We start from the raw sequence: 19,836 nt of genomic DNA, 5'->3' as shown, positions 1-19,836 counted from the left end.
TGTTGGTAACAACGTCTAGGCGGGGCCGGATCCGGGGCCCTACGGTGCAGGCATGCCGACGAACCTGCCCGATGTAGTGCTCTGGTCCATACCGGCCTTCGTCCTGCTCACCGTTCTGGAGATGGCGCTCCACCATTTCCACCCCGACGAGGACGCCGCCGGTTACGAGGCGAAGGACGCCGCCACCAGCATCACCATGGGGCTGGGCAGCCTGGCCTTCGACCTGCTGTGGAAAGTGCCCATCGTCGCGGTCTACACCGCGGTGTACGAACTGACCCCGCTCCGCGTCCCGCTCCTGTGGTGGACCGTTCCGCTGATGCTGCTGGGGCAGGACTTCCTCTACTACTGGTCGCACCGCGGCCACCACGTCATCCGGATCCTCTGGGCCTGCCACGTGGTCCACCACTCCAGCCGGAAGTTCAACCTCTCCACGGCGCTGCGCCAGCCCTGGACCTCGCTGACCGTCTGGCCGTTCTACCTCCCGCTGATCGCCTGCGGCGTCCACCCGGCGGCCCTGGCCTTCTGCTCGTCGGCCAACCTCGTCTACCAGTTCTGGGTGCACACCGAGCGGATCGACAAGCTGCCCCGGCCCTTCGAGTACGTACTGAACACCCCCTCCCACCACCGGGTGCACCACGCCTCCCAGGGCGGCTACCTCGACCGGAACTTCGGCGGCATCCTGATCGTGTGGGACCGGTGGTTCGGCTCCTTCACCGCGGAGACGGAGCGGCCCGTGTTCGGGCTCACGAAGAACATCGACACGTTCAACCCGCTGCGGGTCGCCACCCACGAGTACGCCGCCATCGCCCGCGACGTGCGTGCGGCGGGCAGCTGGAGCGAGCGGGCCGGGCGGGTCTTCCGCGGTCCAGGCTGGCAGCCCGCCACGGCGGGTAAGGGGAAGGCCCTCACGGCCGCCCCCGTGCGGGAGCGCACCGGATGAGCGCCGGTGGGCTGCCGGACGGCCGGCGGGAGCGTCTCGTACGCCCCTTGCTCATCGCCTTCCTCGCCGCGTGCGCCGCCGACCTCGCGGGGCTCCTGGCCGGAAGCGACGTCCTTCACCTCGTCGCCAAGCCGTTGCTGATGCCGCTCCTCGCCGCGTACGCCGCCGCCCGGCGCGGGCCCCGGCTGCTGATCGCGGCCCTGCTCTGCGGCTGGACCGGGGACGTGTTCCTGCTGGCCGACGCCGATCTAGCCTTCCTCGTCGGGATGGGCGGCTTCGCCGCCGGGCACCTCTGCTATCTGCGGCTCTTCGGCCGGGCCCGCGGCGCCCTGCTGCCCGGGATCGGGTACGCGGCGGTCCTCACCGTCTTCGTCGTCCTGATCTGGGACGGGCTGCCGGCCGGGCTGCGGGTCCCGATGGCCGGCTACAGCCTGCTGCTGACCGCCATGGCCTACCGGTCCGGGGTCCTCGGCCGGTACGCGGCCGCCGGTGGCGCGCTCTTCCTGCTCTCCGACGCCCTGATCGCCACCGGCATCGCCGACTGGCCGCAGCCGCCCGCCCCCGGCTTCTGGGTCATGCTCACCTACGTGGCCGCGCAGCTCCTGCTGACCCTGGGCGCGCTCGCCCCGGGGGCGAAATGGGCCGGTGTGACCCATGGGGCGTACCGTGAGCGGGGTATCAGCATCTGAGATCAGCAAGGACCCCCACGCATGCGCGCCACCGTCATCCACGCACCCCACGACATCCGCGTGCAGGAGGTCCCCGACCCGGTGATCCAGCAGCCCACCGACGTGGTGGTGCGGGTCCTGCGGGCCTGCATCTGCGGCAGCGACCTGTGGGCCTACCGCGGCGAGTCCGCCCGGCAGCCGGGTCAGAGGATCGGCCACGAGTTCCTGGGGACCGTCGAGGAGGCGGGTTCCGAGGTCAACGGCTTCGCCGTCGGCGACCTCGTCGTCGTCCCCTTCGTCTGGTCCGACGGCACCTGCACCTACTGTGCCGAGGGGCTCACCACCTCCTGCCCGCAGGGCGGCTTCTGGGGCTCGGCCGGCTCCGACGGCGGCCAGGGCGAGGCCGTACGCGTCCCGTTCGCCGACGGCACGCTGGTCAAGCTCCCCGCCGCCGCGGCCTCCGACGACCACCTGCTCACCGCGCTGCTCGCCCTCTCCGACGTCCTCGGCACCGGCCACCACGCCGCCGTGGGCGCCGGTGTGAAGCGCGGCTCCACGGTCGCCGTCGTCGGCGACGGAGCCGTCGGCCTGTGCGGCGTCATGGCCGCCAAGCGGCTCGGCGCCGAGCGGATCATCGCACTCGGCCGCCACCGGGCGCGTACCGACATCGCCCGGGACTTCGGCGCGACCGACGTCGTCGCCGAGCGCGGCGAAGCGGCTGTCGCGGCGGTACGGGAACTGCTCGGCGGCGAGGGCGCCCAGGCGGTCATCGAGGCCGTCGGCACCGAGCAGTCGATGCGCACCGCCATCGGCATCACCCGCGACGGCGGCTCGATCGGCTACGTCGGCGTGCCGCACGGCAGCGGCACCGGACTGGACCTCGGCGTCATGTTCGACCGGAACATCGCCCTGCGCGGCGGCGTAGCCCCCGTGCGCGCCTACATCCCGGAGCTGCTCCCCGACGTGCTGTCCGGCACCATCGACCCGTCGCCCGTCTTCGACCTGACCGTCGGCCTCGACGAGGTACCGGCCGGCTACAAGTCGATGGACGAGCGGACGGCGCTGAAGGTCCTCATCAAGCCGTGAGCCGGTGCGGGGGCCGGACCACCGGCCCCCGCACCGTCCGCTACCAGCGCACGGCGTCCAGCGCGTCCACCACTCCGGCCCCGTAGAAGCCGTTGCGGTTCGTGCCGCCCTCGCAGACCGCGTCGACCGTGCCGTCGCGGTTGATGTCGTACGGGTCACCGCACGCCGTGGCGTCGGCCTGGATCGTCAGCAGGGCCTTGACCGCGGCCGCCGAAGCGTAGGGGTGCTTCGACTTGATCAGGGCCACGACGCCCGCGACATGCGGGGAAGCCATCGAGGTCCCGGCCTTGTAGCCGTACTTGCCGCCCGGCAGCGTGGAGAGGATGAGACCGCTCGTCGCGGGCGGTGCGGGCGTCTGGTAGCTCGTCGAGTCGCCGCCCGGCGCGGCCACGTCGATGACGCCGTTCCCGTAGTTCGAGTACGAGGCCTTCAGCCCCTTCGCGCCCGTCGCCGAGACCGTCACGACACCCGGCAGCATCGTCGGGATGTCGAAGCACTGCTTCGGGTCGATGGTCCGGGTCACCGGCTCGGTGTCGTTCGGGCTGGTCGAGTCCTCGATCGTGTCGGCCGCCAGGTCCTCGGCCGAGTTGCCCGCCGCGGCGACGTTGACCGTGCCCTTGCTCTCGGCGTACCGCGTGGCCCGGGCGACCGCCTCGACGAGCGCGCCCTGGTCCGGGTCGTTCTTGCAGTTGTAGAGCCACGGGTCGGTGTAATAGCTGTTGTTCGTGACGTCGACGCCGTGGTCGGCGGCCCAGACGAAGCCGCAGACGACGGACTCCGTGTAGAAGAAGCCGCCCGGGTTCGCCACCTTGATGCCGGCGACCTTCACGCCCGGCGCGACCCCCGTCACCCCGATGCCGTTCTTCGCGGCGGCTATCGTGCCCGCGACATGCGTGCCGTGATCGCTCTCCCCGGCCGCCGGACGCCAGGCGCCCTCCGTGGTGTCCGGGGCGCCGGAGACACAGTTCGCCGAGGCGGACCGGTCGAAGTTCGGGGCGAGGTCCGGATGGGTGTCGTCGACGCCCGTGTCGATGACCGCGACCGTGACCTTCGAGCTGCCCAGCGACTTCTCGTGCGCCTTGTCCGCCTTGATGGCGGGCAGGTCCCACTGCAGCGGCTCCAGCGGGTCCTGGCCCGCCGTCGCCTGCGCCGCCGCGGTCCGCTCCTGCTCGGCCGTCAGCGGCTGCTCGACACCGATGTCCTTGGTGGCCTGCGGCACGATCGGGTTGGTGCGGGTGGCGCCCGCGGAGTCGACACCTCTGACCCGGCGTATCGCCTGCGCGAACTGCGGGTTCTGCGAATGGGCGACGATGACCCCGATCCGGTCGTAGGCGATCACCACCGTGCCGCCCGCCCGCTCGATCGCCTTGCGCACCTGCTTGACGGTGCCGTGACCGCCGCGGGTGTTGACCACGTACGACAGTTTCGGTCCGTCCGTCGACACCGCCGCCGCGGGCGCGTCCTGCGCCGGGGCGGCGGAGGCGGTGCCCGTCGGCAGGAAGCCGAGCGAGGCGGTGAGGGCCAATCCGACGGGCAGCGTCAGTGCGCGCGTGCGTCCGGATCCCAGATGAGCCATGGGGTCTCCACTTCATCCGTATCAGTCGACCGGACACGGGCTGTGTCCAGTCGCGTACATGACGAGTGAAGCTATCGCCGATCATCCCCGCTCATCAATGATTCCGGGAGAACCGATTCGGGCCGGAGCGTCCGAAGGGGTGACGCGGAGTGGGCCGAAACCGAGGTGAACCGCTTCGCCGCGCGCCGCGTGCCGTTGTCAGGGGAAGCGCACCATCACTCCCCGATATCGAGGTCCCCAGTGAAATCCACCGTCCCCACCACCACCGCACCCGCGTCGCGAGGAGATTCCGTGGCTACCGATGCACCGCCGCCCGAGGGCAGTACGGAGACCGGCCCCGCCCAGCCCACGACCGAGGCGTTCGTCGCGGAGCAGGCGAGCCAGGAATTCGGCGAACTCCGCCGCTCGTACCGCTCGTTCGCCTTCCCCCTGACCATCGCCTTCGTCCTCTGGTACCTGCTGTACGTGCTGCTCTCCAACTACGCCGGCGGCTTCATGGGCACCAAGGTGTACAGCAACTTCAACGTGGCCTTCGTCTTCGGCCTCGCCCAGTTCCTCACCACGTTCCTCATCGCCTGGTTCTACTCGCGGCACGCCAACGCGAAGCTCGACCCGAAGGCCGAGGCCATCAAGTCCCGTATGGAGGCCGACGCATGAGCGCCGCGTACCACTCCCAGAACGTCGTGACGCTCGCCGCCTCGTCGACCAGCGAGCACCGGCCGCTGATCATCTCCCTCTTCGCGCTCTTCGTCGTCGCGACCCTCGGCATCACCGTCTGGGCCGGCCGCCAGACCAAGAGCGCCTCCGACTTCTACGCGGGCGGCCGCCAGTTCACCGCCTTCCAGAACGGACTCGCGGTCTCCGGCGACTACATGTCCGCCGCCTCGTTCCTCGGCATCGCCGGAGCCATCGCCCTCTTCGGCTACGACGGCTTCCTCTACTCCATCGGCTTCCTCGTCGCCTGGCTCGTGGCGCTGCTGCTGGTAGCCGAACCGCTGCGCAACTCCGGCCGGTACACCATGGGCGACGTCCTCGCCTACCGGATGCGCCAGCGCCCGGTCCGTACCGCCGCGGGCGTCTCCACCATCATCGTCTCGATCTTCTACCTGCTCGCACAGATGGCGGGCGCGGGAGTTCTGGTCTCGCTGCTCCTCGGCATCACCAGCGACGCCGGAAAGATCCTCATCGTTGCGCTGGTCGGCGTACTGATGATCGTGTACGTCACCATCGGCGGCATGAAGGGCACCACCTGGGTGCAGATGGTCAAGGCCGTGCTCCTCATCGCGGGTGCCATCCTGATGACCTTCATGGTGCTGTGGAAGTTCGACTTCAACGTCTCCGACCTGCTGGGCACCGCCGCCGAGAAGAGCGGCCACGGAGCCTCGTTCCTGGAGCCCGGACTCAAGTACGGGGCCACCGGCACCTCGAAGCTGGACTTCCTCTCCCTCGGCATCGCCCTGGTGCTGGGCACCGCCGGACTGCCGCACATCCTGATCCGCTTCTACACGGTGCCGACCGCCAAGGCCGCCCGTAAGTCGGTCAACTGGGCCATCGGCATCATCGGCGCGTTCTACCTGATGACGATCGCGCTCGGCTTCGGCGCCGCGGCCCTCATCGGCCCGGACGAGATCAGGGCGAAGAACCCGGCAGGCAACGCGGCGGCCCCGCAGCTCGCCGAGTACCTCGGCGGGGTCGGCACCACCGGCGGCGCCGTCATGCTCGCCGTCATCTCCGCCGTCGCCTTCGCCACCATCCTCGCCGTGGTCGCGGGACTCACCCTCGCCTCCTCGTCCTCCTTCGCCCACGACATCTACGCCAACGTCATCCGCAAGGGGAAGGCCACCGAGAAGGAGGAGATGCGGGCCGCGCGCTGGGCCACCGTGTTCATCGGCGCCGCCGCGATCCTGCTGGGCGCCTTCGCCCGCGACATGAACGTCGCCGGTCTGGTGGCACTCGCCTTCGCCGTCGCCGCCTCGGCCAACCTGCCGACGCTGCTCTACAGCCTGTTCTGGAAGCGGTTCACCACCCAGGGCGCGCTGTGGTCCATCTACGGCGGCCTCGCCAGCTCGGTGATCCTGGTGCTGTTCTCGCCGGTCGTCTCCGGAAACGCGAAGACCTCGATGTTCAAGGGCGTCGACTTCGCCTGGTTCCCGCTGGAGAACCCGGGCCTGATCTCCATCCCGCTGGGCTTCCTGCTCGGCTGGATCGGCTCCCTCCTGTCCAAGGAGGAGCCCGACAAGGGCAAGTACGCCGAGCTGGAGGTCAAGTCCCTCACCGGCATCGGAGCCCACTAGAGAGCAGGAGTTCACACAGGAGAGCGCATCCCGCGCCCTCCGCTCCCGCGGCCGCGTCGTAGAGTCCTACGACGCGGCCGCGCCGCTCCTCGTGTCAAACGGGCCCCTCCGTTGTCAGAGGTCTCGCGTAGTCTCGGAAGAGTCAGATACCGCAACCGGAGAAGTCGCCGGGGGAGGGGGCCCACCATGCTCATCGACACCTACGACCGGGTTGCGACTGACCTGCGCGTCTCGCTGACCGACCGCTGCAACCTGCGCTGCACCTACTGCATGCCCGAGGAAGGCCTGCAGTGGCTGGCCAAGCCCGACCTGCTCAGTGACGACGAGATCGTCCGGCTCGTCCGCATCGCCGTCTCACAGCTCGGCATCACCGAGGTCCGCTTCACCGGCGGAGAGCCCCTGCTGCGCCCCGGACTCGTCTCCATCGTCCAGCAGTGCGCGGCCCTGGAGCCCCGCCCGAAGATGTCGCTCACGACCAACGGCATCGGACTCAAGCGGACCGCCGCCGCGCTCAAGACCGCAGGCCTGGACCGGGTCAACGTCTCCCTGGACACCCTGCGCCCCGAAGTCTTCAAGACCCTCACCCGCCGCGACCGCCACCATGACGTCCTGGCCGGACTCGAGGCCGCCCGCGAGGCCGGCCTCACCCCCGTCAAGGTCAACACCGTCCTGATGCCGGGGCTCAACGACGACGAGGCCCCCGACCTCCTCGCCTGGGCCGTGGAGAACGAGTACGAGCTCCGCTTCATCGAGCAGATGCCGCTCGACGCCCAGCACGGCTGGAAGCGCGACGGCATGATCACGGCCGGTGACATCCTCCAGTCGCTGCGCACCCGCTTCGAGCTCACCGCCGAGGAGGACGGCGAACGCGGCTCCGCCCCCGCCGAGCGCTGGCTCGTGGACGGCGGCCCCCACCGCGTCGGCGTCATCGCCTCCGTCACCCGGCCGTTCTGCCGGGCCTGCGACCGCACCCGGCTCACCGCCGACGGACAGGTGCGCACCTGCCTGTTCGCCCGCGAGGAGACCGACCTGCGCGGCGCCCTGCGCTCCGAGGCCCCGGACGAGGAGATCGCCCGGCTCTGGAAGCTCGCCATGTGGGGCAAGAAGGCCGGCTCCGGCCTCGACGACCCGTCGTTCCTCCAGCCCGACCGCCCGATGTCCGCGATCGGCGGATAGCCGCTTGTTCACGAGGACTTTTTACGAGGACGGCGAGTCCGGCGACTCCCACTCGGCCAGCGTCACCACGTCCTTCAGGAAGCCCCGCACCCCCAGGAACTGCGACAGGTGCTCCCGGTGCTCGTCACAGGCCAGCCAGGTCTTGCGGCGGTCGGGAGTGTGCAGCTTCGGGTTGTTCCAGGCGAGCACCCACACGGCATCGGCGCGGCAGCCCTTGGCCGAGCAGACGGGGGCGGTGGCAGCGGCCGCGGAATCGGGTTCTGGGGAGTTCACGGACTCAACCCTAAGGCTTGGGCAGGACGGCGATCCTGCGGCATCCCCGCCGGAGAAATGGCGACGCCGAGCAGCCACGGGGGGAGCTGCCCGGCGTCGGTCCGTCGCTCCGACGGGGGATGCGGAGCGCTCACGAAGTATGTCACGCAGACCCGGGTGCGGTGCACTGGAACTTCATGATTGATCTGAGCTTTTCTTGAGCTTGGGTCCGCCCCGGACTCAGCCGTGCTCCTGCGGATCCGGGCTTCGGAAAGCGCGTCCGGATTCCGGACCGGGCTCCGTCGGCCCCGCCATCGGCGCCGCGTCCAGCACGGGCCGCGTGGCCGCCGGAATGAAGGTCGAGGGAATGGACGGGCTGTTCTCCCGGCCCGCGTTGGCGATGACGACCGCGACGTACGGCAGCAGAACGCCCAGCGCGAGCGCCACGATCGCCACATGACGTTCCACGTTCCACAGGACTGCCGCGGCGACCACCGAAACCGTGCGCACCGACATCGAGATCACATACCGCCGCTGCCTGCCGCGCACGTCCTCCGCGAGCCCCTGCCGCGCCCCCGTGATCCGGAAGACCTCCGCACCGCTGTGCTTCCCCAACACGTCTCCACCACCCTTCCCCGAGCTCATGACGAACTGGGGGAGACCCTCTGCTGCGCCGGACGCTCCCCGGACCGGACCGGATCCCACGGTACGCCCGGTGTCCCCCCGGTTCGATGCCGGGGCGCGCCGCGTGCGTACGCGTCCCCGCCCGTCGCACGTACGGACCTGTCCGACGTGCGGCGTAGCCGAGCGGCACAGAGACTGGGCCATGCACGACACCGCGTCGTACGAGGAGGCGACATGAGCTGGCTGTGGGCAATCATCGTGGGTCTGGTGCTCGGTCTGATCGCTAAGGCGATCCTGCCGGGCAAGCAGCAGATCCCACTCTGGCTGACGGTCATTTTCGGCATGATCGGCAGCATCCTCGGCAATGCTGTCGCCACCTGGATCGGCGTCAACGACACCAAGGGCATCGACTGGACACGCCATGTGCTCCAGCTGATCGGAGCCGTGGTGGTGGTCGGTGTCGGCGACATGCTCTATGCCTCGATCCGGGGCAGCCGGGGCAGCCGGCAGAGGACCTGATCCGGGACGGACGCATGACGGCGGGGCACGCATCGTGCGTGCCCCGCCGTGCTGCTGTCCGTACTCGGCCGGCCGGCCGTGATGATGCCGGCCGCGCGTGGGATGCTGCCCGCGCGTGGGTCAGCCGGCCGTGACCTCGATCGCCGCCAGGTTCTTCTTGCCACGGCGCAGCACCAGCCAGCGCCCGTGCAGCAGCTCCTCGCGGGACGGCGCCGCCTCACCGTCGACGGCCTTCACGTTGTTCACGTAGGCGCCGCCCTCCTTGACCGTGCGACGGGCGCCCGACTTGCTCGGCGCCAGACCGGCCTCGACCAGCAGGTCGACCAGCGGACCGAGCTCGGTGACCTGCGCGTGCGGCACCTCGGAGAGCGCCGCGCCCAGCGTCGCCTCGTCCAGCTCACCGAGCTCGCCCTGACCGAACAGAGCCTTCGACGCGGCGATGACCGCGGCGCACTGCTCCGCGCCGTGCACCAGCGTCGTCAGCTCCTCGGCCAGCGCACGCTGCGCGGCCCGGGCCTGCGGCCGCTCCTCGGTGACCTTCTCCAGCTCCTCCAGTTCGGCGGGGCTCAGGAAGCTGAGGATGCGCATGTAGCGGGAGATGTCGCGGTCGTCCACGTTCAGCCAGAACTGGTAGAACGCGTACGGCGTGGTCATCTCGGCGTCGAGCCAGATGGCGCCGCTCTCGGACTTGCCGAACTTGGTGCCGTCCGCCTTCGTCATCAGCGGGGTCGCCAGCGCGTGCACGTCGGCGCCCGGCTCCAGGCGGTGGATCAGGTCGAGGCCCGCGGTGAGATTGCCCCACTGGTCGCTGCCGCCCTGCTGGAGGGTGCAGCCGTGGCGCCGGTACAGCTCGAGGAAGTCCATGCTCTGGAGCAGCTGGTAGCTGAACTCGGTGTAGCTGATGCCCTCGTCGGACTCCAGCCGCCGGGCGATGGACTCCTTGGTGAGCATCTTGTTGACCCGGAAGTGCTTGCCGATGTCCCGCAGGAACTCGATCGCGGACATGCCCGCGGTCCAGTCCAGGTTGTTCACCATGACCGCCGCGTTCTCGCCCTCGAAGGACAGGAACGGCTCGATCTGGGCCCGCAGCCGTGCCACCCAGGCGGCGATGGTCTCCGGGTCGTTCAGCGTGCGCTCGGCGGTCGGCCGCGGGTCACCGATCTGACCCGTCGCCCCGCCCACCAGGGCGAGCGGCCGCAGACCGGCCTGCTGGAGGCGGCGCATGGTGAGCACCTGCACCAGATGGCCGACGTGCAGACTCGCCGCGGTGGGGTCGTAGCCGCAATAGAACGTGACCGGACCGTCCGCGAGAGCCTTGCGCAGCGCGTCCTCGTCAGTGGACTGGGCGAACAGCCCGCGCCACTTCAGCTCGTCGACGATGTCCGTCACGGTTCCGTGTCTCCTCAGCTACGTGTATCGAATGAGCTGCCTCTACCGAAAGGCAACCGTCAGTCTAGGCGGGTCATACGCCCCGGCTCACCGAGCTCATGTTGAAGTCCGGGATGCGCAGCGCGGGCATCGCGGCCCGGGTGAACCAGTCGCCCCACTCGCGCGGCAGCGTCTTCTCCGTACGGCCGGCCTCCGTGGCCCGCGACAGCAGATCCACGGGGGACTCGTTGAAGCGGAAGTTGTTCACCTCACCGACCACCTCGCCGCCCTCCACGAGATACACGCCGTCCCGGGTCAGCCCGGTCAGCAGCAGCGTCGCCGGGTCGACCTCCCGGATGTACCACATGCAGGTCAGCAGCAGTGCGCGGCCGGTCGTCGCGGCCACCATCTCCTCCACGGACCGCTCCCCGCCGCCCTCCAGCAACAGGTTGTCGATCGCCGGGGCGAGCGGCAGCCCGGTCTCACCGGCCGTGTGCCGGGTCGTCGTCAGCTGTTCGAGCCGGCCGTCCCTGATCCAGTCGGTCCGGCCCAGTGGCAGCCCGTTGTCGAAGACCGACGCACCGTCCCCGGACGCGTGCGCGATGACGAACGGCGCGGACTCGAGCCCCGGCGCGTACGGGTCGCTGCGCAGGGTCAGCGGCAGCGGGGACAGGGTCTCGCCGAGCCGGGTCCCGCCCCCCGGCTTGGAGAACACCGTCCGGCCCTCGACGGCGTCCCGGGCGGTCGCCGACCACAGCTGGTAGATCAGCAGGTCGGCGACCGCGGTCGGGGGAAGCAGCGTCTCGTACCGCCCGGCGGGCAGCTCGATCCGGCGCTCCGCCCAGCCGAGACGCTGGGCCAGCTCGGCGTCCAGCTCGGCCGGGTCGACATCCTTGAAGTCACGGGTCGAGCGCCCCGCCCAGGCCGAACGCGACCGGTCGGGCGACTTGGCGTTCAGTTCCAGCGTCCCGTTCGGCTGGTCGTGGCGCAGCCGCAGCCCCGTAGACGTACCCAGGTAGGTCGACGTCATCTCGTGGTTCGCGAAGCCGTACAGCTCGCGGCCGCCGGAGCGGGCCCGGGCGAAGGCGTCGCCGAGCGCGGGCGCGAACGCCGCGAAGACGTCGGCCCCCGTCTCGGCGGGCCCGTCCGTGAAGTCGGGCGACTCCGGCACGCCGGTGACCAGCGGCTGCGCGTCCTCGGCCGGACCGGCCCCGCGCGCGGCGGCCTCGGCGGCCCGCACCAGCGGCTCCAGATCGGCCGCGGTGACGGCGGACCGGGACACCACACCGGAGGCGGCGCCCTCGGACCCGTCCACGGTGGCGATGACGGTCAGGGTCCGGCCCCGGGTCACCCCGTTCGTGGTGAGCGCGTTGCCCGCCCAGCGCAGATTGGCCGACGACTCCTCGTCGGCGATGACCACACAGCCGTCGGCGGTGGACAGTTCGAGCGCGCGCTCGACGATCTCGTGCGGCTTGCTGACGCGGCTCATCGCCCGGCCTCCTGCGTCGTGTTGAGGATGTTCACGCCTCGGAAGAGGGCGGAGGGGCAGCCGTGCGAGACGGCCGCGATCTGGCCCGGCTGGGCCTTGCCGCAGTTGAAGGCGCCGCCCAGGACGTACGTCTGCGGTCCGCCGACCTTCTCCATCGAGCCCCAGAAGTCCGTCGTCGTCGCCTGGTAGGCGACATCGCGCAACTGCCCGGCCAGCCTGCCGTTCTCGATCCGGAAGAACCGCTGCGCGGTGAACTGGAAGTTGTACCGCTGCATGTCGATCGACCAGGACCGGTCGCCGACCACATAGATCCCGCGCTCCACCCCGCCGATCAGATCCTCCGTGGAGAGCCCGCCGGGATCGGGTGCCAGCGACACGTTCGCCATCCGCTGCACGGGCACATGACCCGGCGAGTCGGCGAACGCGCAGCCGTTGGACCGGCCCAGACCCGTCAGCTTCGCGATCCGGCGGTCCAGCTGGTAGCCCACCAGCGTCCCGTCCTTGACGAGGTCCCAGGACTGCGCCTCGACGCCCTCGTCGTCGTACCCGATCGTCGCCAGCCCGTGCTCGGCGGTGCGGTCGCCAGTCACGTTCATCACCGGAGAGCCGTACGTCAGCTTGCCCAGCTGGTCGAAGGTGGCGAACGAGGTCCCGGCGTACGCCGCCTCGTACCCCAGCGTCCGGTCCAGCTCGGTGGCGTGGCCGATCGACTCGTGGATGGTCAGCCACAGATTGGACGGGTCGACGACCAGGTCGTACGCCCCCGCCTCGACGCTCGGGGCCCGCATCTTCTCGGCCAGCAGCCCGGGAATGGTCTCCAGCTCCGCGTCCCAGTCCCAGCCGGTGCCGGTCAGGTATTCCCAGCCGCGCCCCGCCGGGGGCGCGATCGTGCGCATCGAGTCGAACTCGCCGGTCGTCGCGTCCACGGCGACCGCGGTGACCTGCGGATGCACCCGCACCCGCTGCTGGGTGGTGACCGTGCCCGCCGTGTCGGCGTAGAACTTGTTCTCGTGGACGGTCATCAGGGAGGCGTCCACATGCGCGACGCCCGGGGCGCCCAGCAGTCGGCCGCTCCACTCGGCGAGCAGCCCCGCCTTCTCCTCGGCCGGTACGTCGAAGGGGTCGATGTCGTACGCCGACACCCAGGTGCGTTCCCCGTGTACGGGTTCGTCGGCGAGCTCCACCCTCTCGTCCGACCCCGCCGCCGCGATCACCTTCGCCGACAGCTTCGCCATGGCGACGGCCTGCGAGGCCACCCGCGCCGCGGCGTCCATCGTGAGATCCACCCCGGAGGCGAACCCCCACGCCCCGCCGTGCACCACCCGCACCGCGTACCCGAGATCGGTGGTGTCCGACGACCCCGCCGGCCGGGCGTCCCGCAGCCGCCAGGTGGCGCTGCGCACCCGCTCGAAGCGGAAGTCGGCGTGCACGGCCCCGAGCGCCCGCGCGCGGGCGAGCGCCGCGTCGGCGAGGGGCCGTAGCGGGAGGGCCAGGAACGACTGATCTACCTCATGGGCCACGGGCGGCCTCTCCTCTGCGTCACATACCCTCGGATCGTTTACGAGGCAGTGAAGCACGGCCGCAGCGGCGTCGCGGCCGAATTCCCGCCCGTGCGGGGGCGGGCCGCCGGGTGGCCCCCGGTCCGGGCGCGGCTTGCCGGGACGGATGCGGCACTGTAGGAACCCCACAGTGACCGGATGGACGCGCTGTCAGGGGCCGATTCCCCGCGGAGCACCTGGTACCGATAGGTTTTCGAGGTACCAGACCGCTGAAGGAAAGGGTGATCCGTTGAGCCGCTCGGTTCTCGTCACCGGAGGAAACCGGGGCATCGGCCTCGCCATCGCCCGCGCTTTCGCCGACAACGGCGACAAGGTCGCGATCACCTACCGTTCCGGCGAGCCGCCGGCCGAGCTCACCGAGGCGGGTGTGCTCGCGGTCCGTTGCGACATCACCGACGCCGAACAGGTGGAGCAGGCCTACAAGGAGATCGAGGAGAAGCACGGCAACGTGGAGGTGCTGGTCGCCAACGCCGGTATCACCAAGGACCAGTTGCTGATGCGGATGTCCGAGGAGGACTTCGCGTCCGTACTCGACACCAACCTCACCGGTACCTTCCGGGTCGTCAAGCGCGCCAACCGCGGCATGCTGCGCGCCAGGAAGGGCCGCGTGGTCCTCATCTCCTCCGTCGTCGGCCTCCTCGGCTCGGCGGGACAGGCCAACTACGCGGCCTCCAAGGCCGGTCTGGTCGGCTTCGCCCGTTCACTGGCCCGTGAGCTCGGCTCGCGGAACATCACGTTCAACGTCGTCGCGCCCGGCTTCGTCGACACCGACATGACGCAGGCGCTCACCGAGGAGCAGCGCAAGGGCATCGTCGCCCAGGTGCCGCTCGCGCGTTACGCGCAGCCTGCGGAGATCGCCGCCGCGGTGCGCTTCCTCGCCTCCGACGACGCGTCGTACATCACTGGAGCCGTCATCCCCGTTGACGGCGGATTGGGCATGGGTCACTGATCACCATGAGCGGAATTCTCGACGGCAAGCGCATCCTCATCACCGGGGTGCTGATGGAGTCGTCCATCGCGTTCCACGCCGCCAAGGTGGCTCAGGAGCAGGGCGCGGAGATCATTCTGACCGCCTTCCCGCGGCCCACGCTGACGGAGCGCATCGCCAGGAAGCTGCCCAAGCCGGCCAAGGTCATCGAGCTGGACGTGACCAACACCGAGCACCTGGACCGGCTCGCCGGTCTGGTGAAGGACGAGCTGGGCTCGCTCGACGGCGTCGTCCACTCCATCGGTTTCGCGCCGCAGGACGCCCTCGGCGGCAACTTCCTCAACACCCCGTTCGAGTCGGTCGCCACGGCGATGCACGTCTCGGCGTTCTCGTTGAAGTCGCTCGCCATGGCGTGCAAGCCGCTGATGAGCGAGGGCGGTTCGATCGTCGGCCTCACCTTCGACGCGCAGTTCGCCTGGCCGCAGTACGACTGGATGGGCCCGACCAAGGCCGCCCTGGAGGCGACCTCCCGCTACCTCGCCCGGGACCTCGGCAAGGACGGCCTGCGCTGCAACCTGGTGTCCGCCGGACCGCTCGGCTCCATGGCCGCCAAGTCCATCCCGGGCTTCGGCGAGCTCGCGAGCGTGTGGGACACCCGTTCCCCGCTGGCGTGGGACATGGCCGACCCGGAGCCGGCCGGCCGCGCCATCGTCGCGCTGCTGTCGGACTTCTTCCCGAAGACGACGGGCGAGATCATCCACGTCGACGGTGGCGTGCACATGATCGGCGCCTGAATTCTCGCACCCCGGCCGCGCACCGCCTCCTCCTGAGGCGGTGCGCGGCCGTTTTCCTTGCCCCGTAAGGCCTTCCGGCGCTCAGGTCGAAAACCCGGCCGATCCACCGCAGAATGTGGAGGAACCGGACTTCTGGTCAGGCTGAGGGGAGGAGATCGCTGTGCGCGGTACTCGTCACCGAACCCGAACCCGATCCCTGCTGGTGGCCTCGGCCGTCGTCGCCGGGCTGCTGGTACCCGCCGGCCTGTACACGGCGGGGTACGTCGGAGCCGCCGGCCGGGCCGCGCCGCCCGCGGCCGACCCCGAGCCCTCCGGCGCCGAATGCCGTACGTCGGTGAAGGGCTCCAGGGTCGTCGCCTACTGCCACAACCCGTACCCCTCCACCGACCGCGTCCAGCTGCACACCGAATGCGCCCGCTGGTGGGACATCGACGCAGACTCCAAGCCGGTGACCGTCGGCCCCGGCCGGACCGTCCGGCTGGACGACCGCTGCTGGAAGGAAGTCCGCTCGGCCTGGGTCACGCACGCCGCCGACACGCACCCGCGCAAGGCCAAGTCTTCCTAGGGGCTGTCCCGCAATTCCTGGTGGATCAGCGCGCGGCGTCAGATGCGGTGCATCGCAAGGCGGAGAGGCGCCCGCATACTGGATGTATTCGGGCGTTTCGACAACGCGGCGAGGTGCCGTAGCTGTCGTCGTGCGCCCGCCAGGAATTGCGGGACAGCCCCTAGGCAGAGGCCCCAGGGGCGACGCGCTGGTACGGCGTGCCCACCGTCCCCGTACGCCGCGATCGGGCAGGCTGTCCCCGGTCAGGGGGTCATCCCCAACCGCCTTGCCCAGGAGCGGTCATGTACGAGTTACGGACTCCGAGCCCACCCCCCGTGCGCGAGTCGACGGAGCCGGCGCCCCGGCCCTCGCCACGGCTGCTGCCCTGCCTGGTGGCGGTCGCGGTGGTCTGCGTCGCCGTCCAACTGGCCTTCGTCGTACCGGGGTCCGGCCTCGGGTGGGACGAGACCGTCTACGTCAGCCAGGCCGGAGGCGACACCCCTGCGGCGTTCTTCAGCGCTCCCCGCGCCCGCGGCATCTCCTACCTGGTCGTTCCGGTCGCCGCCCTCACCGCGTCCACGACGGCCCTGCGGATCTACCTCGTCCTGCTCTCGGCCGGCGCGCTCGTCGGTGCCTTCCGGGTATGGCGCACCCTCGTGCCCGCCCGCGTCCTGGTCTGTGCGGGAGCGGTCTTCGCCACCCTCTGGCCGGCCCTGTTCTACGGCTCCATGGCCATGCCGAACCTGTGGTGCGCGCTGGGCTCACTGGCCGCCGCCGGGTGGGTCGCGCGTGGCCTGCTGCGCGGGGCGGGGCGGGCCGGACTCCTCGGTGCGGGGGCGGCGACAGCGGTCGTCGTGCTGATGAGGCCGGCTGACGGGGTGTGGCTCGCCCTGCCGTTGCTGCTGGTCACGGTGGTGCGGCCCCGGATGTTCGCCGCGCTGGCCGTCGGGCTGCTCGTGGGAGCCGCACCGTGGATCGTGGAGGCGTTCGCGCACTACGGGGGTCCGCTCACCCGGCTGCACCGGGCCAGCGAGATCCAGGGCGGTCTGGGCTGGAACCTGGCGGTGGACGATCAGGCCAAGGCGCTTGAAGGGCGCACCCTCTGCCGCCCCTGCACCATCCCGTGGAAACGGCCCGGGACGACGGTCTGGTGGGCCCTGCTGCCGTTCCTCGCCGCCGGCGGAGCGGTCGTCGCCCGCCGGGCCGGCCGGGGCACGGCGATCCTGCTGGCGACCGGGACGGCGGTGTCGCTGGCGGTGCCGTACCTCTTCCTGATCGAGTACGCGGCACCGCGCTTCCTGCTGCCCGCCTACGCGCTGCTGTCCCTGCCGGTGGCGGAGTGCCTGGTACGGCTGTACGCGTGGGCGCGCCGTCCCGCCGGACGGCCGGGGCGTACCGTCGCGGCGCAGTGGCGCGTCGTCGCGCTCGCCGCCGTTCTCGCCGCCCACCTGGTCGTGCAGCTCCAGGTGACGAGCCGGGTGTCCGCCAGCAGTCATTCGACCAGCGCGGACTTCGAGACCGTGGCCGCCGCGCTCCACCGCAACGGAATCCGCCCACCCTGCGTGATCAGCGGCCATCAGGCCGTCCCGATCGCCTACTACGCGGGCTGCGCCTCACGGCAGACCACCGGGCACGACGGGAGCATCACCCCCGCAGGTCTCAGGGAGGCCGCCCGGCGGGTCCCGACGGCGGTTCTCGTCGCCGGCGGCGGCCCCCGGCCGGCGTACGCACCCTCGGGCCCGCCCGTCTTCCTGGCGGAGACCCGGGACGCGGGCCCGTACAGCGGCTATCTGTTCCCACCGCCGGACCGCCCGGTCCGAGCGGCCCGGACTCCTGAAGCGGCCAGGGGCCGGACTGTCGGTCGGGGAGGCGGACCCGGATCACTGGGGCGAACGGGCCCGACCGACTGGCGGACGGGTGCCAGGTCAGGGTCCTAGACCCGGTCCACCAGGCAGCTCAGCGCGTGGCTCGCGGCCTCGGCCGCCGCCGTCTCCGCGTCGCCGGTCCGGATCGCCTCGACGAGCCGGCTGTGGTCCATGTGGTTCTCCGGCCGCAGCTCATGCCCGACGTCGTCCCGCAGGTAGTCCTTCAGCAGCTCACCCAGGTCCGCGTAGAGGCCGGTCAGCACCTCGTTGTGCGAGGCGGCGACCACGGCCAGATGCAGGGTCGCGTCCGCCGCCACGAAGGCCTCCGCGTCCCCCGCCGCCCAGGTCTCCTCCCGGTGCCGCAGGAGCGCGTCCAGCTGCTTGAGGTCCCGCTCGGTGCGCCGGGCCGCGGCCAGGCGGGCCGCCGAGGACTCCAGCGTCGAGCGCAGCTCGGCGACATGGCGGGGATCGGCTGACGCGAACCGGCGGTGCATCACCCCGGCCAGCTCGCTGACGGCCACCACGTAGGTGCCCGAGCCCTGCCGGATGTCCAGCAGCCCGTTGTGAGCGAGCGCCCGCACCGCCTCGCGGACGGTGTTACGGGCCACCCCCAGCTGCTCGACCAGCTCGGGTTCGGTGGGGATGCGCGAGCCCACGGGCCACTCGCCCGACGTGATCTGGTTCCTCAGCTGGGCAATCACCTGGTCGGCGAGTGCCGAACGCCGCGGGGACGTCAGCGCCATGGTGCTCCTTGCTCGGGTGTGGGGCGGACCGGCCGGCCGGTCCGCCGTCTCACGGCGGTATCCGCATCGTCTCAGAGAAGTGGACAAGCAATCATCCCATGATTCTATGATGGCCCCATGTCTGCCGACGAAACCCCTTCCCGGATCCCGGCCCGGACGCTGAACCCCACCGCACCGGCGGCCTCCCGCACCGAGGTCCCCGCGCAGGGGACCGGCCCCGCCCCCTGGGTGTTCCGCCTGGTCACGGTCGGGCTCGTCCTCACCGCGCTCAACCTCCGGCCCGCCATCACCAGCCTCGGCGCGCTTCTGGAGGAGGTGCGGGACGGGCTGCACATGAGCGGCAGCGTCGCCGGGGTGCTCACCTCCGTACCGCCGCTCTGCTTCGCGGTCTTCGGCGTCATGGCGCCGCGGCTGGCCCGCCGCTTCGGTGCGGGCGCGGTCGTCTGCGCGGGCATGGTGGCCATCACGGCGGGGCTGGTGATCAGGCCCCTCGTCGGCGGCACGGCCGGCTTCCTCGCCGCGAGCGCGCTCGCCCTGATGGGCATCGCCGTCAGCAACGTCCTGATGCCGGTGATCGTCAAGCGCTGGTTCCCCGACCGCGTCGGCTCCATGACCGGCCTCTACTCCATGGCCCTGGCGCTGGGCACCTCGCTGGCCGCCGCCGTGACCGTCCCCATGACCGAGGCGATGGGCGGCAGTTGGAAGGCCGGTCTCGGCGTCTGGGCCGCGCTCGCCGCCGTCGCGATCCTGCCCTGGATCCCGCTGGTACGGGACCGCGGCGACGCCCCCGGACATTCCGCGGCCCACCGGCCGGACGCCCCGGCCCTGCGGATCACCCGCAGCCGCACCGCCTGGGCCCTCGCCTGCTTCTTCGGCCTCCAGGCCACCGCCGCCTACATCACCATGGGGTGGATGCCGCAGATCTTCCGGGACGCCGGCGTCTCGGCCGGCACGGCGGGCGTCCTGCTCGCCCTCACCATGGCGATGGGCGTGCCGCTCGCCTTCGTCATCCCCAGGGTCGCCGCCCGGATGAGGAACCAGGGGCCCATCGTCGTCTTCCTCGGCGCCTGCGGCCTCATCGGCTACGCGGGCCTCTACCTCGCCCCGTCCGGCGGGGCCTGGCTCTGGGCGCTGCTCCTCGGCGTATCGAACTGCGCCTTCCCGCTCGCCCTCACCATGATCGGCATGCGCTCCCGCAGCGGCGCCGGCGTGGTCAGGCTCTCCGCGTTCGCCCAGTCCACCGGCTACCTGATCTCGATTCCCGGCCCGCTGCTGGTCGGCGTGCTCTACCAGCACAGTGGCGGCTGGGGGCTGCCGATCGCGCTCATGGCGGCCCTGATGGTGCCGCAGATGGCAGCGGGAATCCTGGCCGGCCGGGACCGGACGATCGAGGACGAATCCTGAGATGCGA

At 71.0% G+C, this 19,836-nt stretch carries 19 protein-coding genes; 12 read left to right on the top strand and 7 right to left on the bottom strand.

All coding sequences use genetic code 11. The features are described from left to right. The first annotated feature begins 52 nt into the window (after positions 1-52). From ABTX18_RS24490 to ABTX18_RS24480, 3 genes are read left to right on the top strand one after another with little or no spacing between them, the layout of a single operon-like run. Positions 53-940, top strand: coding sequence for a sterol desaturase family protein (locus ABTX18_RS24490; RefSeq protein ID WP_352124892.1), 888 nt, complete (start codon positions 53-55; stop codon positions 938-940). Beyond that, the gene (locus ABTX18_RS24485; RefSeq protein WP_352124891.1) at positions 937-1,629 is read left to right on the top strand and encodes a lysoplasmalogenase; all 693 of its coding nucleotides are present in this window, start codon (positions 937-939) and stop codon (positions 1,627-1,629) included. The genes ABTX18_RS24490 and ABTX18_RS24485 overlap by 4 nt, the downstream gene beginning before the upstream one ends. Positions 1,630-1,650: 21 nt before the next feature. After that, a complete protein-coding gene (locus ABTX18_RS24480) occupies positions 1,651-2,694 on the top strand; it encodes a zinc-dependent alcohol dehydrogenase family protein (protein WP_352124890.1) in 1,044 nt (347 codons plus the stop codon). 40 nt (positions 2,695-2,734) lie between these two features. On the opposite strand, the gene ABTX18_RS24475 is transcribed toward ABTX18_RS24480, so the two are convergent. Beyond that, a complete protein-coding gene (locus tag ABTX18_RS24475; protein WP_352124889.1) occupies positions 2,735-4,270 on the bottom strand; it encodes a S8 family peptidase in 1,536 nt (511 codons plus the stop codon). Positions 4,271-4,561: 291 nt separating this feature from the next. On the opposite strand from ABTX18_RS24475, the gene ABTX18_RS24470 reads away from it, so the two are divergent. From ABTX18_RS24470 to moaA, 3 genes are all read left to right on the top strand, one after another. Next, entirely contained in the window at positions 4,562-4,927 is a 366-nt protein-coding gene (locus tag ABTX18_RS24470; RefSeq protein ID WP_148015995.1) for a DUF485 domain-containing protein, read from the top strand. Further along, positions 4,924-6,564, top strand: a complete 1,641-nt coding sequence (locus ABTX18_RS24465; protein ID WP_352124888.1) for a monocarboxylic acid transporter — start codon at positions 4,924-4,926, stop codon at positions 6,562-6,564. Before ABTX18_RS24470 ends, ABTX18_RS24465 begins: the two co-directional genes overlap by 4 nt. Before the next feature lie 186 nt (positions 6,565-6,750). Beyond that, positions 6,751-7,740: a GTP 3',8-cyclase MoaA gene (gene moaA / locus ABTX18_RS24460; protein ID WP_352124887.1), complete on the top strand. Its 990-nt coding sequence runs from the start codon at positions 6,751-6,753 to the stop codon at positions 7,738-7,740. Positions 7,741-7,761: 21 nt separating this feature from the next. Here moaA and ABTX18_RS24455 read toward each other — a convergent pair whose 3' ends face one another. After that, the gene (locus ABTX18_RS24455; RefSeq protein ID WP_352124886.1) at positions 7,762-8,013 is read right to left on the bottom strand and encodes a hypothetical protein; all 252 of its coding nucleotides are present in this window, start codon (positions 8,011-8,013) and stop codon (positions 7,762-7,764) included. A 219-nt stretch (positions 8,014-8,232) separates the two neighbouring features. Next, positions 8,233-8,610, bottom strand: coding sequence for a DUF3099 domain-containing protein (locus ABTX18_RS24450; RefSeq protein WP_352124885.1), 378 nt, complete (start codon positions 8,608-8,610; stop codon positions 8,233-8,235). Positions 8,611-8,850: 240 nt separating this feature from the next. On the opposite strand from ABTX18_RS24450, the gene ABTX18_RS24445 reads away from it, so the two are divergent. After that, on the top strand, positions 8,851-9,135 hold the full coding sequence (locus ABTX18_RS24445; protein WP_352124884.1) for a GlsB/YeaQ/YmgE family stress response membrane protein: 285 nt from the start codon (positions 8,851-8,853) through the stop codon (positions 9,133-9,135). Between the two features lie 120 nt (positions 9,136-9,255). On the opposite strand, the gene tyrS is transcribed toward ABTX18_RS24445, so the two are convergent. The 3 genes from tyrS to ABTX18_RS24430 all read right to left on the bottom strand — a co-directional run bounded on the left by tyrS (position 9,256) and on the right by ABTX18_RS24430 (position 13,512). After that, positions 9,256-10,524 (bottom strand): tyrosine--tRNA ligase, encoded by a 1,269-nt coding sequence (gene tyrS, locus ABTX18_RS24440; RefSeq protein ID WP_352124883.1) that lies wholly within the window; start codon positions 10,522-10,524, stop codon positions 9,256-9,258. Between the two features lie 73 nt (positions 10,525-10,597). Beyond that, positions 10,598-11,992 carry a metallopeptidase TldD-related protein gene (locus tag ABTX18_RS24435; protein ID WP_352124882.1) on the bottom strand — a complete coding sequence of 465 codons (1,395 nt, stop codon included), beginning with the start codon at positions 11,990-11,992 and terminating at the stop codon, positions 10,598-10,600. Next, positions 11,989-13,512: a TldD/PmbA family protein gene (locus tag ABTX18_RS24430; RefSeq protein WP_352124881.1), complete on the bottom strand. Its 1,524-nt coding sequence runs from the start codon at positions 13,510-13,512 to the stop codon at positions 11,989-11,991. The genes ABTX18_RS24435 and ABTX18_RS24430 overlap by 4 nt, the downstream gene beginning before the upstream one ends. A gap of 268 nt (positions 13,513-13,780) precedes the next feature. Between ABTX18_RS24430 and fabG the strand changes: the two genes are divergently transcribed. The 4 genes from fabG to ABTX18_RS24410 all read left to right on the top strand — a co-directional run bounded on the left by fabG (position 13,781) and on the right by ABTX18_RS24410 (position 17,754). Then, entirely contained in the window at positions 13,781-14,500 is a 720-nt protein-coding gene (gene fabG, locus ABTX18_RS24425; RefSeq protein ID WP_352124880.1) for a 3-oxoacyl-[acyl-carrier-protein] reductase, read from the top strand. 5 nt (positions 14,501-14,505) lie between these two features. Beyond that, positions 14,506-15,273 carry an enoyl-ACP reductase FabI gene (fabI, locus tag ABTX18_RS24420; RefSeq protein ID WP_352124879.1) on the top strand — a complete coding sequence of 256 codons (768 nt, stop codon included), beginning with the start codon at positions 14,506-14,508 and terminating at the stop codon, positions 15,271-15,273. Positions 15,274-15,433: 160 nt separating this feature from the next. Beyond that, positions 15,434-15,838: a hypothetical protein gene (locus ABTX18_RS24415; RefSeq protein ID WP_352124878.1), complete on the top strand. Its 405-nt coding sequence runs from the start codon at positions 15,434-15,436 to the stop codon at positions 15,836-15,838. Between the two features lie 281 nt (positions 15,839-16,119). Then, positions 16,120-17,754 carry a hypothetical protein gene (locus ABTX18_RS24410; RefSeq protein ID WP_352124877.1) on the top strand — a complete coding sequence of 545 codons (1,635 nt, stop codon included), beginning with the start codon at positions 16,120-16,122 and terminating at the stop codon, positions 17,752-17,754. On the opposite strand, the gene ABTX18_RS24405 is transcribed toward ABTX18_RS24410, so the two are convergent. Then, a complete protein-coding gene (locus tag ABTX18_RS24405; RefSeq protein ID WP_352124876.1) occupies positions 17,751-18,425 on the bottom strand; it encodes a FadR/GntR family transcriptional regulator in 675 nt (224 codons plus the stop codon). The genes ABTX18_RS24410 and ABTX18_RS24405 overlap by 4 nt on opposite strands. A gap of 117 nt (positions 18,426-18,542) precedes the next feature. On the opposite strand from ABTX18_RS24405, the gene ABTX18_RS24400 reads away from it, so the two are divergent. Beyond that, positions 18,543-19,829 carry a CynX/NimT family MFS transporter gene (locus tag ABTX18_RS24400; protein WP_352124875.1) on the top strand — a complete coding sequence of 429 codons (1,287 nt, stop codon included), beginning with the start codon at positions 18,543-18,545 and terminating at the stop codon, positions 19,827-19,829. Positions 19,830-19,836 lie beyond the last annotated feature (7 nt).

This window comes from Streptomyces sp. NPDC096323 (genome assembly GCF_040302845.1).
Taxonomy (GTDB): domain Bacteria; phylum Actinomycetota; class Actinomycetes; order Streptomycetales; family Streptomycetaceae; genus Streptomyces.
The sequence above is the reverse complement of the archived record's forward strand: the minus strand, read 5'-3'. Positions and strand labels throughout refer to the sequence as shown.